The sequence below is a fragment of the Rhodococcus sp. ACPA1 genome, from assembly GCF_002300195.1.
Taxonomy (GTDB): domain Bacteria; phylum Actinomycetota; class Actinomycetes; order Mycobacteriales; family Mycobacteriaceae; genus Rhodococcus_F; species Rhodococcus_F opacus.
The window spans coordinates 1-14,807 of record NZ_NSDX01000016.1 but is presented as its reverse complement, the minus strand read 5'-3'; the positions used below and the strand labels follow the sequence as shown (position 1 = coordinate 14,807).

General features: G+C 66.5%; 10 protein-coding genes and 2 pseudogenes. 8 read left to right on the top strand and 4 right to left on the bottom strand.

Annotation, left to right across the window (positions count from 1 at the left end):
- Nucleotides 1-18 precede the first annotated feature (18 nt).
- From CJ177_RS46125 to CJ177_RS46115, 3 genes are all read left to right on the top strand, one after another.
- Nucleotides 19-2,013 carry a cutinase family protein gene (locus CJ177_RS46125; protein ID WP_095871043.1) on the top strand — a complete coding sequence of 665 codons (1,995 nt, stop codon included), beginning with the start codon at nt 19-21 and terminating at the stop codon, nt 2,011-2,013.
- Between the two features lie 229 nt (nt 2,014-2,242).
- Entirely contained in the window at nt 2,243-2,536 is a 294-nt protein-coding gene (locus CJ177_RS46120; RefSeq protein ID WP_257015101.1) for a hypothetical protein, read from the top strand.
- Nucleotides 2,537-2,541: 5 nt separating this feature from the next.
- Entirely contained in the window at nt 2,542-2,883 is a 342-nt protein-coding gene (locus tag CJ177_RS46115) for a hypothetical protein (protein WP_257015100.1), read from the top strand.
- 146 nt (nt 2,884-3,029) lie between these two features.
- Here the strand turns inward: CJ177_RS46115 and CJ177_RS47900 are convergent.
- The 3 genes and pseudogenes from CJ177_RS47900 to CJ177_RS46100 all read right to left on the bottom strand — a co-directional run.
- Nucleotides 3,030-3,957: pseudogene (locus tag CJ177_RS47900) on the bottom strand (phosphatidylserine/phosphatidylglycerophosphate/cardiolipin synthase family protein); the annotation flags it as partial.
- A 498-nt stretch (nt 3,958-4,455) separates the two neighbouring features.
- Nucleotides 4,456-4,842: pseudogene (locus CJ177_RS46105) on the bottom strand (helicase associated domain-containing protein); the annotation flags it as partial.
- Nucleotides 4,843-4,848: 6 nt separating this feature from the next.
- Nucleotides 4,849-7,095, bottom strand: a complete 2,247-nt coding sequence (locus CJ177_RS46100) for an ATP-dependent RecD-like DNA helicase (RefSeq protein ID WP_095871084.1) — start codon at nt 7,093-7,095, stop codon at nt 4,849-4,851.
- 535 nt (nt 7,096-7,630) lie between these two features.
- Here CJ177_RS46100 and CJ177_RS46095 point away from each other — a divergent pair.
- The 4 genes from CJ177_RS46095 to CJ177_RS46080 all read left to right on the top strand — a co-directional run bounded on the left by CJ177_RS46095 (nt 7,631) and on the right by CJ177_RS46080 (nt 11,429).
- Complete coding sequence (locus CJ177_RS46095) at nt 7,631-9,232, top strand: plasmid pRiA4b ORF-3 family protein (RefSeq protein WP_095871040.1); 1,602 nt, start codon at nt 7,631-7,633, stop codon at nt 9,230-9,232.
- A gap of 510 nt (nt 9,233-9,742) precedes the next feature.
- Nucleotides 9,743-9,994: a hypothetical protein gene (locus tag CJ177_RS46090; protein ID WP_081276653.1), complete on the top strand. Its 252-nt coding sequence runs from the start codon at nt 9,743-9,745 to the stop codon at nt 9,992-9,994.
- A 158-nt stretch (nt 9,995-10,152) separates the two neighbouring features.
- Entirely contained in the window at nt 10,153-10,914 is a 762-nt protein-coding gene (locus CJ177_RS46085) for a ParA family protein (protein WP_095871039.1), read from the top strand.
- Complete coding sequence (locus CJ177_RS46080; protein ID WP_095871038.1) at nt 10,911-11,429, top strand: hypothetical protein; 519 nt, start codon at nt 10,911-10,913, stop codon at nt 11,427-11,429. The genes CJ177_RS46085 and CJ177_RS46080 overlap by 4 nt, the downstream gene beginning before the upstream one ends.
- Here CJ177_RS46080 and CJ177_RS47895 read toward each other — a convergent pair.
- Nucleotides 11,426-11,578, bottom strand: a complete 153-nt coding sequence (locus tag CJ177_RS47895; protein ID WP_218835213.1) for a hypothetical protein — start codon at nt 11,576-11,578, stop codon at nt 11,426-11,428. The two genes, CJ177_RS46080 and CJ177_RS47895, sit on opposite strands and share 4 nt — an antisense overlap.
- Before the next feature lie 979 nt (nt 11,579-12,557).
- On the opposite strand from CJ177_RS47895, the gene CJ177_RS46060 reads away from it, so the two are divergent.
- Nucleotides 12,558-13,883, top strand: coding sequence for a serine hydrolase (locus tag CJ177_RS46060; RefSeq protein WP_095871083.1), 1,326 nt, complete (start codon nt 12,558-12,560; stop codon nt 13,881-13,883).
- Nucleotides 13,884-14,807: the final 924 nt, after the last annotated feature.

The following is a 14,807-nucleotide window of genomic DNA, read 5'->3' as shown; positions in this document are numbered from 1 at the left end:
CGGCAATTCGAGGTGCCCATGCCCGCCAGACGTTCGAGAACCCGTCGCACGGTCGCACTGATCGCCACTGCGACCGTCGTCGTCGGCGTCGCTCTTACCGCACCCGTGATCGCTTATGCCAACCCGGCCAACTGCGCGGCGACGTTCAACTTGTTTATCCCCGGAACGTGGGAGACCAACGAGAACGCCGACCCGACCCGGCCCGTGGGCATGCTGGCCCCGGTCGCGGAGGCAATCGAGGCACAGAATGGTGCTCGCGCGCAGATATACACGCTGCCGTACATGGCGTCCGCGTTCGACAACGGCCACACCTACGCCGACAGCAAACTCGACGCGGTCAGCAAGGCCACCGCCGTGTTGAAGTCCTACTCCGACACATGCCGGGGCGCGAAGATCACGATCACCGGATACTCCCAGGGTGCCGACGCTGCAGGCGATCTTGCGTCGGCGATCGGAAACGATCGAGGGCCGGTCGATGCGGACCAGGTCCTCGGTGTGGCGCTGATCGCCGATCCCGGTGCCGGCACGAAGGGCGCCGCGACGGTGGGGCCGAAGACCTCCGGGGAGGGGATCGCCGGTCCCCGGTCGCAGGGCATGGGCACGCTGTCGGGGCGGGTCGCCTCGATTTGCGATCCGAACGACCTGTACTGCTCGATCCGCAAGGGCGCCAATCCGTTCCTCGGATCGCTCGGGTCGATCCTGTCGAAGACCCCCGGCACCACCGGTGCCGGCGCCGGTGGGGGTGACGCGGCGGTCGCCACCGCGCTGACCTCGGATTTCACCGACGCAGACCTCCCCGGTCTCGGATCGACTATCGACGCGCTCGGAAGGCAACTGTCCGGCACCGACACCGGCGGCTCGATCGATGTGAACCAGATCGCCGACACCGCGACCGCGCTGAGCAAGACACTCAGCCCCCTCGCCGACCTGCTGCAGTCCGGGGCCGCGAACACCGCCGCCACCGCGGGCCTGGCCGCAGCCCCGGTGGGCACACCGGAAAACGCGGCCGCACAGGTCCTCACCGCAGCCAGCCATGCGGACCTGGCCGGTGCACTCGACTCGGTGACCACGATCGCGAACACCGCCGCCAAACTCGCCCATAATGGCACCACCACCCTGCCGGCCACCGCACCCGAAATCTCTCAACTCGCGGGCACCGCCGCATCACTTGGTAGCCAAATCGCACCCGTCGCCGCCACCCCGGCAGATGCCCTCTCCTCCGCCTCGAGCGTGCTGTCGGTCCTCAAACCGACAGTCGTCGTCGACCAGGCCCTGAACGTCGTCACCGGCGTCACTGCCCTCGATATTCCGAAGATCCTGCACAACCTGATCGTGCTCCCGCAAAGAATTGCCGCCGGCGATGTCCGCGCCGCCCGCGATACCGCCCGAGAGCTGAACGTGCAGTTCGAGCCGCTGGTGAAGATGGTCGCCGGTGTCGACTTGAAGTGGATCTCCCAGATCCTCGCGATCATCCCGGACCCGTCCGGATACACCCAGATCGCAGCGCTGGTCACCAGCATCCTCGGCAACGTCGACGTGATCAAGCTGGCCAACATCGCCGGCCAAGCCCAGGAAATTGCGTGGGCAGCCGCGGACAAGCTCTTTCCCCCGCCCGGGGTATTACCCGACCCGGTCGGTGCTGCGGCGCAGACCACGGCGTTGCTCCCACTCGGCCTCGAACTCGCCTCGGTGGCCGCGAACATGCTCACCGGCAAAGCCAGCAAGACCGACCCCGCGCTGCTCGGCAAGCAGACCAATCCCGTAGGCAACGCGATCACCACGCAGGCGCAGACCCTCGACCTCGCAGGACTCGCCGGGTCGGTGTCGACGATGGCGCGCTCGCGGGGGGCCGAGGATCTCGCCGCGGTGGTCGGGGAGGGCCTGACCGCGGCCAGCTTCTTCGCCTCCGGGGCACACCAGAGCTACCAGAACCTCGTCGTCGACAACGCCGGCCGCAACGCCATCCAGTGGGTCTCGGATTGGCTGAACCTGCAGATCACCCGCGCCGCCTGACAATCCAAGCGCGTCCCGGTAGGAAAACCTTCCGGGCTTCATCATCTCCCGTCCCACATCATCCGAACTTCACCTTCGACCACGGAACCGACACCTGGCAAGTCAGAGCGGTGGCTGTGCCGAGGGACGACTGGACCGGGTAAAGAAACGACGCAGTTCAGGTCATCGCCCCGGCGTTGACGTACTGCCCGAGAACCTATATCTGCCAGTCGAATAGGAGCACCGAAAAGTGGCCCCTCGAACGCACCGTCCGGCATCCTGCTGGGTGACCTGTCCGCACTGCGGCGGCAAACGCACCTACTTCACCCGCAGGGCCGCCCGCGCGGCCCGCACCCACCACGAAAAACGGCACGGCCTGGCGATCTACCCCTGCCCCCACCGACACCATGCCGGTCACGTCGGTTTCCATCTCGGGCACCGGCCAGAGGGGTTGCGCCGCGGCCACATCGACCGGAACACCCTCGCCGACAATCAGCGCACCCCGTGCCCCGAAGGACCGTCCGCGGACGGGGGTGCGCGGTGACACTGATGAACGCCAAGGGATCACCCACCACCCCGATCCCACTCGATGCCGGCGCCCGGATCCGCTTCGGTCTCGAACCCCGCCGCCACTACACCGTCCGCGCAACCTCGGAGCACTTCGTCGTCTGCACCCGCCCACGCGACTTCCCCAGCCAAGGTGAGTTCGTCTACACGGTCATCGACTGGCGGGGCGGAATCCGCGGCCCTGTCAACATCGTCGCGCAGAGCGTGGACGTGAGCACCGACGAGCAATGCCGCGACCTCCTTCACGACCTCGAAGCCGGCCGGTGGGAAATCAGCCACCGCAACCGCGTCCCCCTCGACATCCTCGACCGAGACCAGTCATGACAGCGCACATCCCCGAGAGCCCTCTCGCGCTGCTGCTGCTCTACATCGCTTGCGCCGTAGCGAAGTCCACCGAGCCTGTCCCCGCGGGTGTCCGATGCGTCGCGGGCAGGAACCTGTGGTGTGCGCACTGATTTTCCGAGGGCACACAACGCCAGCAGCGCGGTCCGGAGGCTGGGGGAGCGGACGAAGTGATCGGTCCGCAGCCGTGACCCGGGATGCCCGAGGTCGGTGAGCGCCGTCTCGGCATCGGTGAGGGGAAGAGGGGACAGATCGGCGCGAATACGGAGGGAGAACAGCACCGCACCACCGGACCGCGGAATCTTCATGCGGTCGGACACCACCACAGCGGGCGGGTAAAACCACTGGTCGTCGGCAGCGACGAAAACGATCACGTCGCCGCGTTTCACGGCCGCGGGTTTGTCGAGGCGAAGCGATTCGATCTGGTACTTCACCACCGGCCCAGCCGTCGTCCGCTGCCGCGCCCGGTGCTCGGCAAGCCCCTGGTGTTCCGTCGGGGAGGGTTCGTAGTCGACGGCATGTTTGACGAACATCCGGGTGACCGGGAAAGGCAAAAACTCCGTTTCCGGGTCGTGGATTCTGCCGCTGACACGGGGATCGGCACCGCCCGGCCGTCTCCCACTCCCGGGCGGTTGTCGATGAATACCTCGTCGACCTCGGTGATCTCGTCGATGCCGTCGATGTACTTCCGCACCGAGACAACAACCTCGGGGTTGTCGGTGATGATGACGGCATCGTCGGCGAAGGCGGAGTTCTCGGACGCGTTCGCCGACCCGATCACCGCTCGGCTGGATCACCTTCGCGTGCAGGGTCGGGGAGGACAGGACCCGAACACCCTTGTTCACGTAGTACGCGAGGGCGGTAGGGGAGGGGAGGTGGCATGCGCCCGGACCGCGGCCTTGGAGACGTTGACGACCAGCACGTCACCGGCGCGCAGCGGAAGCAGGGCGGGTGCGTCCTGCCCGAGGTAGCCGATCGCCGCAGAGCATACCCCCGTGTGCGGATGGCGCGGGTGATGTGGGGCCACGGACTCGGCCCGTGGAAGGTGGTCCCCATACCGACAGACGGTAACGGGCCAGGCGTCCCGGAGCGCGGGAGTTGGACCGGATTCGAGGACACGAGATCTGGTGAACGACCCCTGGGCGCGGCAGCACAGGCAACGGAGGCACGGTGCTGCCGCCGCCGTGCCTCCGTTAGGGATTGAACGTGCGGCCGCTTCGCGGTCATCGCTAGCTCGCATAACTAGCGTAGCTAGCGTGCCCTGGGTGTGCCTGTATGCGGATGAGGGCATCGCCGGCCACAGCGAGGCTCTGGGAGAAGGTCGGTGGTGAAGGACGTGGTCCTCCCGACACGGTGCTTGTCTTTTCGCCTCAGCGAAGGGCGTGCCTGAGGTGAAGCTGACGTTCGAGGCAGCCGTCACCGACGAGGAGTTCTCTCCAGGGAAAGTCTGATGGCCCTGCATGTTTCGGCCGAAATAGCGGTCCACATGTGAGCCCGCCACCACTGTCCACCGGAGAGCGGTCCGAGCCCCGATGGGCAGGGCGGTAGGGGTGGTTATCCGACGGGTTGTGCTGCTGTTCGTGGTCCCCGGGGGCGTGGGCCAGGGGAGACGCCGAGGGCGGCGAGTGGGCGCCGTTCGTCGCCGGGCAGGGTGTTGGCTCGCCACTTCTTCACCGCCCGGTAGAGCCACTGGCCGACTTGTTCACCGTCGGCGGTGACGTAGTTCGCGGGAACGAGTGCGTCACCGTGCTCTTCGCGGTAGGCGGCAATCTCGGAGAGCCTTCGTCGCCGCTTGCAGTCGGCGAATGATACGGCGGGAAGGGGACGGTCGTCGTCACTCCACACGAATCCGATCGCATCAAGTTGCGCAATGCGGTGGGGCGGCAAGGTGCCGAGCATGCGGGCTATCCGCTGCCGGTCCTGCCAGCGCCCCAGTCGGAACCTCAGTTATCTGGTCTGGAGCCGGTGGGTGAGGGCGGTGTGGCGGCGGCCCGCGCCCGGGGTGCGGACCGCCGCGGCCAGGGCTTTGCGGGAGCCGACCAGGACGACGAGTTTCTTGGCGCGGGTGACGCCGGTGTAGAGCAGGTTGCGTTGCAGCATCATCCAGGACGAGGTGGTGAGGGGGATGACCACGGCGGGGTATTCGCTGCCTTGGGAGCGGTGGATGGTGACGGCGTAGGCGTGGGCGAGTTCGTCGAGTTCGGAGAAGTCATAGTCGATGGATTCGTCCTCGTCGGTGAGCACGGTCAGCGTCTGGTCCTCCGTGGTGATGGCGGTGACGACGCCGACGGTGCCGTTGAACACCCCGGCTGTGCCTTTGTCGTAGTTGTTGCGGAGCTGGGTGACCTTGTCGCCGATCCGGAACACCCGGCCGCCGTAGCGGCGTTCGGGCTGTCCGTCCTTCGGTGGGGTGAGCGCGTGCTGCAACAACGCGTTGAGGTTGCCGGCACCGGCGGGGCCGCGGTGCATCGGTGCCAGGACCTGCACGTCCTGGCGCGGGTTGAGCCCGAACTTGTGGGGGATGCGGCGAGCGACGATGTCGACCACCAGCTTGGCGGTCTCCTCGGCCGGGTGCAGATCCGACTGTTCCGCGGGTTCGCAGGCGAACCAGAAGAAGTCGTCGAACCCGGTGAGCTGCGGGCCGGTTGCGGCGTTGATGCGGTGGGCGTTGACCACGATCCCGGACTGCCGGGCCTGCCGGAAGATCTTCGTCAACCTCACCCGCGGAATCGTGTCGGCGGCCAGCAGGTCGCGCAGTACTTCTCCGGCACCGACGGAGGGGAGCTGGTCGACGTCCCCGACCAGCAGCAGATGCGCCCCCTCCGGGATGGCTTTGATGAGTTTGTTGGCCAGGATGACGTCCATCATCGACGACTCGTCCACCACCACAAGGTCGGCATCGAGGGGGTTGTCGCGGTCGTATTTCGGGTCGCCGCCGGGTTGCAGCTCCAGCAGGCGGTGGACGGTGGAGGCCTGGTGGCCGGTCAGCTCGGCCAGCCGTTTGGCGGCCCGCCCGGTCGGCGCCACCAGCACCACCTTGGCTTTCTTCGCCGTGGCCAGCTCGACGATGGAGCGGACGGTGAAGCTTTTGCCGCAGCCGGGCCCGCCGGTGAGCACCGCGACCTTGCGGGTGAGGGCGAGTGTGACCGCGCCCTTCTGCTCGTCGGCCAGGTCCTGCCCGGTCCGGTCCCGCAGCCACGTGAACGCCGTGTCCCAGTCGACCCGAGTGAACGCGGCGAGCCTGTCGGCCGGAGAGTGGAGCAGGCCGAGCAGGCCGCCGGCCAGGGAGCTCTCGGCGCGGTGGAAGGGCACCAGATAGACCGCGGGGACGCTCCCGTCACCGGCGGGGACCGGTTCGCAGATCACGCCGTCGTCTGTGGCGAGCTGGTCCAGGCAGGGGCCGATCAGGTCCCGGTGAACCTCGAGGATCTTGGCGGCCTCGGTGATCAGGTTCGGTTCGGGCAGGTAGCAGTGCCCGTTGTCGGCGGCCTGCGACAGGGTGTACTGCAGCCCGGCCTTGATCCGCTCGGGGCTCTCGTGCGGTATCCCGACCGCTCGGGCGATGGTGTCGGCGGTCTTGAACCCGATGCCCCACACGTCGGAGGCGAGCCGGTACGGTTCGGCGCGGACGACACCGATGGCGCCGTCGCCGTAGTTCTTGTAGATCCGTACCGCCAGCGAGGTGGACACCCCCACCCCCTGCAGGAACACCATCACCTCCTTGATCGCCTTCTGCTCCTCCCACGCATCGGCGACCTTCTGGGTGCGTTTGGGGCCGAGCCCGTGCACCTCGATCAGCCGCTGCGGCTGGTGTTCGATGATGGTCAGGATGTCGAGACCGAAGTGGGTGACCATGCGTTCGGCCATCATCGGCCCGATCCCCTTGATCAGCCCGGAGCCGAGGTAACGGCGTATGCCCGCGATGGTGGCGGGCAGCACGGTGGTGTAGGAGCGCACCTGGAACTGCTTGCCGTACTTTGCGTGGTTGCCCCACTGACCGGTCAGCCGCAAGCTCTCACCGATCTGGGCGCCGAGCAGCGGCCCGACCACGGTCACCAGATCCGGGCCGGACCGCTCCGTGGCCAGGCGGGCGATGGTGTAGCCGGTGTCCTCGTTGGCGTAGGTGATCCGCTCGAGCACCCCCTCCAGCACCGCCTGGGGTGCGGCATCGGGCGAAGATCGCGCAACGGTCATGGTCATCATTGTGCCGAGCGCACCCGACATGATCAGCCGTGGTCCCGGCCCGCCAGGGCTCCCAGATCCCGGCCGGAGCTTGCCCCTGCACCGAAGAAGAACGACGCCGAGACCCAGGAGCGTGCCGTACGGATACCTCGGGACCGGATCCGCGAGCACGCAAGCCCGAAGATCGCAGCCCGTCGCTCTGATGAGAGCTCACCACGGCACCGCCGCCACTCTCGGCGGTGCCAAGCCGCACCGCCGTAATGCACCATCACGTACGGCGGCAACATCCCCGACGCTTGGCCTGACGGCCCTGCTCGGCGATCGCGACCCCCACCGCATCACGCCGGCACCGTCGCGGGTAAGCAAGCCGACGGAAATCTGATCAACCACCGGCCCCGGCAGCAGTCACCAACCGACACTGGAGGGTGGCGAGCGTCGGGGTGGATGCGGCGCCGCGCGCATCAGGTCGAGGATCCTGGTGTCGACTCCGAAAAGTTTCGGCGGCTGCCCAATGTCCACGATGGACGATGTGCAACAGTAGTCAGCCGTGAGCAAGCGCACGCCGCCCGCGAAACGCCCGGGAAACCACTGGCCGTCACCCCTGGTCGACTCGACAGCTCAACCGCCCGACGATCGTGCCGACGATGCCGACGACGGGAGCGATCCGAGGGCCGTGATGGAGACGGTCCTCACGGGTTTCGCCGAGATCACCGATCCGGTCGAGGCGGAAATCGTCGGCTCGATGTTCCTCGGAACGATAGGCTTCCTCGGCGCAGATGCGGCCGAGGAAGCCACGTCCGAGCTCATCCCGGTTATCGAGGCGGTCGGCGACCCACAGGCGGCCGGGATGCTCGCCGCGCTCGCCACGCTCGGTGAAGGACGAATCGGCGAGGCCGCTGCTGCGGGACTGAACCGACTGCGGGCACACCGCGTCACCGCCCCCGAGTGGACGAGGGCACTGTCGGCTCCGGTGACCGCACGTGACTGCGTCGAACTGTCCGCGGACAGCGAGGCGCTGGTGCTTGCCGCCCGATTCGACCGCGCGGGCGCGGGCCATGCGGTGATGATTCTGCTCGACCCCCTGGAGTGCGGGGAAGCCGCCGAGATCATGCTGCTGGACTCGGGCGATCTGACCGAAGCGCTCGCCGAGCTGGCCCGCAACGCCGAACGGGACAAGGTCCGGCTCACCACGACGACCCTCGACCCGGCCGAATTCCGGTGGCGGGCCGAAGTCGCGATGGACACGCGCGACCATCACGACCGCGACGACGAGGACGACCCGTTCGATCCGGACGACCTCACCGACCCGGACGACCTGTTCGACGACGCGGACCTGCTCGACGAGGACGGTCCCGGATACTACGGCCTCGCGTCGCTGCTCCGGGCCCGGCTGCGAGCACTGCCGCTGTCGACAAAACCCAAGCCGCACGGCGGGTGTGACGAATTCGACGGCACCGACCTGTTGGCGACACTCGATCTGCTCACCGACCTGCCCGGCGTGTTCGGCGGCAAGGCCTCAGCCGCCCCGGTGGGCTCGATCCCGAAGCTGCCCGCCAAGCGCAAGACACGCAACGGCCAGGCCCCCATTCTGCAGTTGCGCGTCGACCTGCGCGGCGCCAAACCGCCGATCTGGCGGCGTCTGCTGGTTCCCGGCGAGATCACGCTGCGCGAGCTGCACGAGCTGTTGCAGGTGGCGTTCGACTGGCACTCGACGCACATGTACGCCTTCGACACCGCCTACGGCCTGTTCGGTGTTCCCGACCCGGAGCTGGGATTGCGATCCGACACGAAGGTCACTCTCGAACAGGTCGCGACCGGTCCCGGGACGAAACTCACCTACACCTACGATTTCGGCGACAACTGGGAACACGTGATCACCGTCGAGGACTCCACGCCGGGAGCCGATGGCGCGACCTCCCCGCGGTGCGTCGGCGGGCGCCGGAAGGCCCCACCCGAAGATTGCGGCGGCATCTGGGCATACCTGGAGCTGCTGGAGATCCTCGCCGACCCAGCCCATGCCGAACACGGCGAGCGGCTCGACTGGCTCGGCATCGACCGACCCGGCCAGCACGACCCGGCACATTTCGACGTGGACGAGATCAACGACACGCTCACCGCGCGTCGACAGAATCCGCGACACCAGAAGTAGGCCGCACGCTGGGAGGTTACGTCGCGCCGACGTGTATCTCGGGGAGCTCGTCCGCATGTGCAGTGCAGTGGCCGATCGTCAGGGAAGTCACTGTCCGAGCCGGCCAGGTAGTGCTCACCGACCGGTCATCGTCCGCTCAGCCGATCTACCACGCCTGCTTCGGCCCTTGCGGGCCTTGGGATAGGTGCCCTCGCCGGTCACCGCCCCGTCTGGTGAAGAAGTCCCGGATCGGGGCGACGAAGGGGGACGGCTTCCGAGATTGATCGGTTGTTCCTATTGAGGCGGCTGCGTCCATCATTCGTTCCTTTCTCGGACGCTGGCGGGCAGTCGCCGGCGATCTTTCGTTATCGAAATCGTTGATGTCGCAAAACCCGTCCGAAAACGTTTGTAGGTCAGCATTTCCTGTCGTCGAGTTCTGCAACGATGCAAGCCATGACCGGCCGCGGAGAAATTCTGAGGGTGCGGCGTGTCGGTTAGGTCGTTCGACTTTCTGGTCCCAGAATTGCGGGCATGGCCGAGATCGTTGCTTCCAGCCGCCGAGGGCGGCCCAGTAAGGGCACCCGTGCTGTAGTCAAGGCGCTGGTGCCACCAGAGCTCAAAGAAGCAGCTGCCAGCGCCGCGAAGGCACATGGCATGACCGCGAACGACTACATCGCGGCGCTAATCGCGGCCGACACCGGCCTGACCGAGCTGATGGCATCGATTCACGAGAAACAGGCCGCCACACACCAATCCGCGGAACCCCGCAGATCAGGACGGTGACGGATCACCGGTCTGGGCAGTGAGGGGCGACCTGTTACTCGTCACGATGGTCACGGTAGATCGTCCTCCGACAGAGAGGATCTCAGAAATCCGCCGGAACGAGAAACTTCAGGATTGGTACATGTCACGTCACTAAATTTTCACGAAGGGACAGGCCCATGACCCGCACCATCGCACTGGTCAACCATAAAGGCGGCTCCACCAAAACCACGAGCACGGTCAACCTCGCCCAAGCCCTCGTCGAAGCCGGCTACACCGTCCGCGTCGTCGACCTCGACCCACAATGCAACGCCACCACCTGGCTCGGCGCCACGCCCGAAGCCGTCGACAACGATGTCCTGTCGGTACTCATGATGGTGGCGAGCATCGAAGACGCCACCACCATCACCGCGTCCGGGATCCACCTCGTGCCTGCCACCAAGGAACTCGATTCCGTCGGGCCCTACTTCCTCAAGAAGCCCGGTGCACACGGCGTCCTGCGCAAAGCCCTCGCCGGCGCCCCCGACGTCGACTTCAACCTCCTCGACTGCCCCGGAGACTTCGACCACCTGACCATCAGCGCACTCGTCGCCTGCACCGAAGTGCTCGCCGCTGTCATGACGGGAGCCATGGAACTCGAGGCGCTCATGCGGATCGAGAACTACATCACCGAGCAGGTCGAGTTGCTCAATCCCACGGCACGGCTCAATCACATTCTGTGCGGCCGGGTCGAACTCGGCCAGGTCATCGACCAGCAGGTCCTTGCCGCGCTCCGCGAGACCTACCCCGACCAGACGATGCGGACCATCATCCCGAAGTCCGTCCGTGTCAGCGAAAGCTACAGCGCCGAAGAACCCGTCGTCAGGTGGGCACCGTCCTCGTCCGCGGCCCGCGCCTACCGCGACGCCGCCCGAGAACTCGTCGAAAGGGACCTCCGATGACCGTGACACGTAAGCCCGGACTTGCCAACAACCCGCTCGAACGCCGCCCCCAGTCCCGCGCAGGCGTCCATCAGGGTGGGACGTGCTCGAGAACTCGTCGGAAGGATCTCCTGATCAGCGTGACACGTGAGCCCGGACTCGCCAACAACCCCGTCGAACGCCGCAATCGACGACTGCCGAACCTCGTCGAACAGGGCGTGGACGTCGCGCGAGAAGCAGTCACCATCGCCGAAACCCAATCGGGGCCGGTGGCCCTCGGCGAGGAACAGAAGACCACCACACGGGTTCCCGCGGACACGAAGCAGGAATTGGTTTTCATCAACCGCGCCAAGGTCGAAAGCGGCAAGAATGCCGTCGCCGCCATCGGCCATATCGCCGGCGCCCCCAACAGTTGGTCCAACCTCGTCGACGAAGCCCTCGCCCACTACCTCGCCGTTCTCGAACGCGAATACAACGATGGCGAACCCTTCCCGCAGCGCAACGCCGAACGCGTCCGGGGACCACGCATCAACTAGCCCGCCCACGCCGGCACGGCGTCCGCGTTGATCGTCAGCTGGGCGACGAGCTCACTGATCCCGGCGACCGTGGCGGCGGCGTTGCTGTCGATGAACACCGCCAGCATCTCGTCCGGGTAGCGAAGCGCGGGCGGGGGTTCGGTCGCCAACAGTGACACGTACCCGGGCCGACCACGACTTCTCCCGATCCGCCATGGCCCCTCGTTGCCGAACCCGGCCCGCAACTGGTGTTCAACGCGCCCAAACCGAACCCCACGGATCTCGACGGGCATTGAGCACGACCGGCTCGTCGGTGGATCGTGGCAGGCTGAACCGGCCGACCCCGAGATCGCGCAGGACTACAACGTCGCGCCCACGAAAACCTCACCCCTCGTGGTGGCGCGGACGCCGAAGGACACCGGGGACGACCTGCGGCGAAGTGCGCACCAGGAATCTTTCTCGAACAGCTCTACGAGCTGGCGGATTGTCAGGACCTGCATGGCGAACGACTCGCATCGTGCCGGTCCGCACGAGATCGGCTGATCGTGTTGGTGCTCTCGCGGGCAAGACTGCAGCGCGGAGAGTTGGTCGGCGTGCGGCGCAGTGACGTGCATCTACTTTCCGGATAATGCCGTGCACCACTGTCGCGGCCGTCGCCATCGGGGATGCGTACCCGCGACACGTCGGCGGCGTCGACGTCCGCGGTGGAATCGACGGCAGACCGGGCCTGGGAACTCGCGCCCCCAAGGGAGGATCGAGCGGGTCTGCGGCAACATGCACGCGCTTCGTCGCCAGGCTGTACGACTGACGGCGACGAGAAACCGCTTGTGGGCGCACCCCGAGTCCGGTCACACCGCAACGGAACCCGGCATTCACGGGACTCCTCGGTCGGGGCGGTCAGGACACCGACCCGCATGACGCCATGGGGACAGTCACCCGGACCGTCCATTACACGCGGGCGGCCGCTACTCGGTGCACGTAACCCAACTCGTGCGCGAGATTCTTGCCGCCGAAATTCACCGAGTCCTCGCTGTACGACGCTAGGGTGTGCTCAGGAATCCGCTCCCGTCGCGAGGACACCACCTGGCGAACATCGGCATCACGCGCACACCCCCACCCACGCAGAACGACACAGAACCGGGCGACCTCATGGAACGCACGAAGACCATCGCGGCTTCCCTCGTCGCGGCCGCCGTGATGACGGTCGCGGCGTGCGGGACGTCCCAACCGACGTCCACCCAGTCGGCGACAGCCACCACGGGCACTGAGCCGGCGTACGCGGCGACATTGGAACCACTGATCGACCGGTTGATGAAGGACAACGCCATTCCGGGAGCGGTGGTTCTGATCACCTCGCCCGATCAGGGCGATTGGTCGGCGACGTTCGGCACGACGACGATCGACGAGAACAAGCCGATGTCGATGGACGACCACTTCCGGATCGGGAGCAACACCAAGACGATGACGTCGACGGTCATCCTCCAACTGGTGCAGGAGGGCAGGCTCAGCCTCGACGATCCGGTCTCCAAGTACCGCCCGGGCGTGCCGAACGGCGACAAGATCACCATCGCGCAACTGTCGGATATGCACAGCGGGCTCTACTCCTACACCTTCGACCCGCAGTTCAACGCGACACTCGACAGGGACCCGGACAAGGTGTGGACGCCGGACGAGCTGCTGGCGATCGCCTTCTCCCACCCGGTGAACTTCCCGCCCGGGGAGAAGTTCGACTACAGCAACACCAACATCATCCTGCTCGGCGTCATCATCGAGCAGCTCACCGGCAGGTCGGCGGCCGAGGCCTTCGCGCAGCGCATCTTCGAACCTCTCGGACTCGAGCACACCTCGCTGCCCGCGCCCGCGGACTCCTCGATCCCCGAACCACATCCGCAGGGCTACTCGTTCGGCACCAACGTCTCCACCATCGACACCTACGCGCTTCCGGCGGACGAGCAGGCCGCTGCCGTCGCCGGCACCCTGAAGCCGAACAACGAGACGAACGCCAACCCGTCATGGGCGTGGACGGCCGGGGGCGCGATCTCGACGGTCGCAGACATGGCCACCTACGTGAAGGCACTGGTCGGCGGCGGACTCCTGGACGAGCAGACGCAGAAGATCCGCCTCGACAGCATCCAACCGACCGATCCGGCCAACCCCACCGCCGCCGGATACGGCTTGGGTATCGCCCGGTTCGGTCCCCTCATCGGCCACGACGGCCAGATTCCGGGCTTCATGACCTTCATGGGCATGGACCCGAACACCGACCTCAGGATCGTCATCGGCACGAACCTCGCCACCGTGCCCTCCGGTGAGGGATCGGCCCTGACGCTCCTCAAAGGCATCCTGCCGGTCTTCTACGGTGCGGGTTCGGTGCCCGCCGGGAACCCGGCCGCGGTGCCCGGAGCGACAGGCGGCGCTTCTCCGACCACGACGCCCGTCGGCGGCGCGACGGCAACCACCGGCGCCGGCGGCTGACATTTCGGGCCGAACCCGCCCCGGTGCGAGCACCGTACCCGATCCGTCCCGTCCGGTCTCGCTGTGCCCGGCTGCGTCCGTCATCGTGCCGATCGTCGGCGTTCACAATGACGTCACAGCAGTCACCGTGCCGACGAGCCCGTCAGCCTGCCGACGAACGGCGACACCTGCGTCTGCAAATTCCGTGAGGCCATCGTCTGGATTCTCAGCGACGGACAACACACGGCCCTGGCCGCAGTATGTGCCCGGTTGATGCCGGTACCAATCGCCGATCTGTTCCCCGCTGGCCCACGCCCACAACGCCCTTGGGGGAACGACTGCAACACCCGCGACCACGGACACCGGCCTCATCGAGTCGATCAGCGCCGCTCCCACGGAGCCAAAACGTCGCTGACCTCGAGGTTTCACCGGATGCGATAACTGAAATTATCGCGGCCTAGTGCTCACGAACCATGAGTGACACGGAGCGATGCCCCGGAGGGGGCCCGGAGTCCGTTGTTGTAGGTTCTCGCGGTCGGTGTAGATTCTCGAGTTCCGTGTCAGCAATTCAGGGGCGCTTCGCTGGCCCCTCCGTCGAGACGGAAAATCCGACCCCTGTCCTCACCCGCGGTGGTCACCTAATTTTCGTCGGAGGAGCCCAGACCTAATCTCCGCATTCGCCCAGCTCAGGGCATCCGCGAGATCTCTCCCGGTCGGGCATGCTCTCGCGGATGCTGAGGAGATGGTGAGATTCCCCGCACTAACATCGTGTTGAGAAACCGCAGGCCAACTCTGTCGCCAAATGACAAGTCGGGCGAGAACCTACAGGGTCGATGCCCGATTTGTCCGCTATGAATGCACGGACTGTTGTCCTGTGACAGTCGATCGTCCTTTTTGTCAGTGAATCTTGCTCGTTCCCGTTTCTCTGCCAGTACAGTTTGCTCG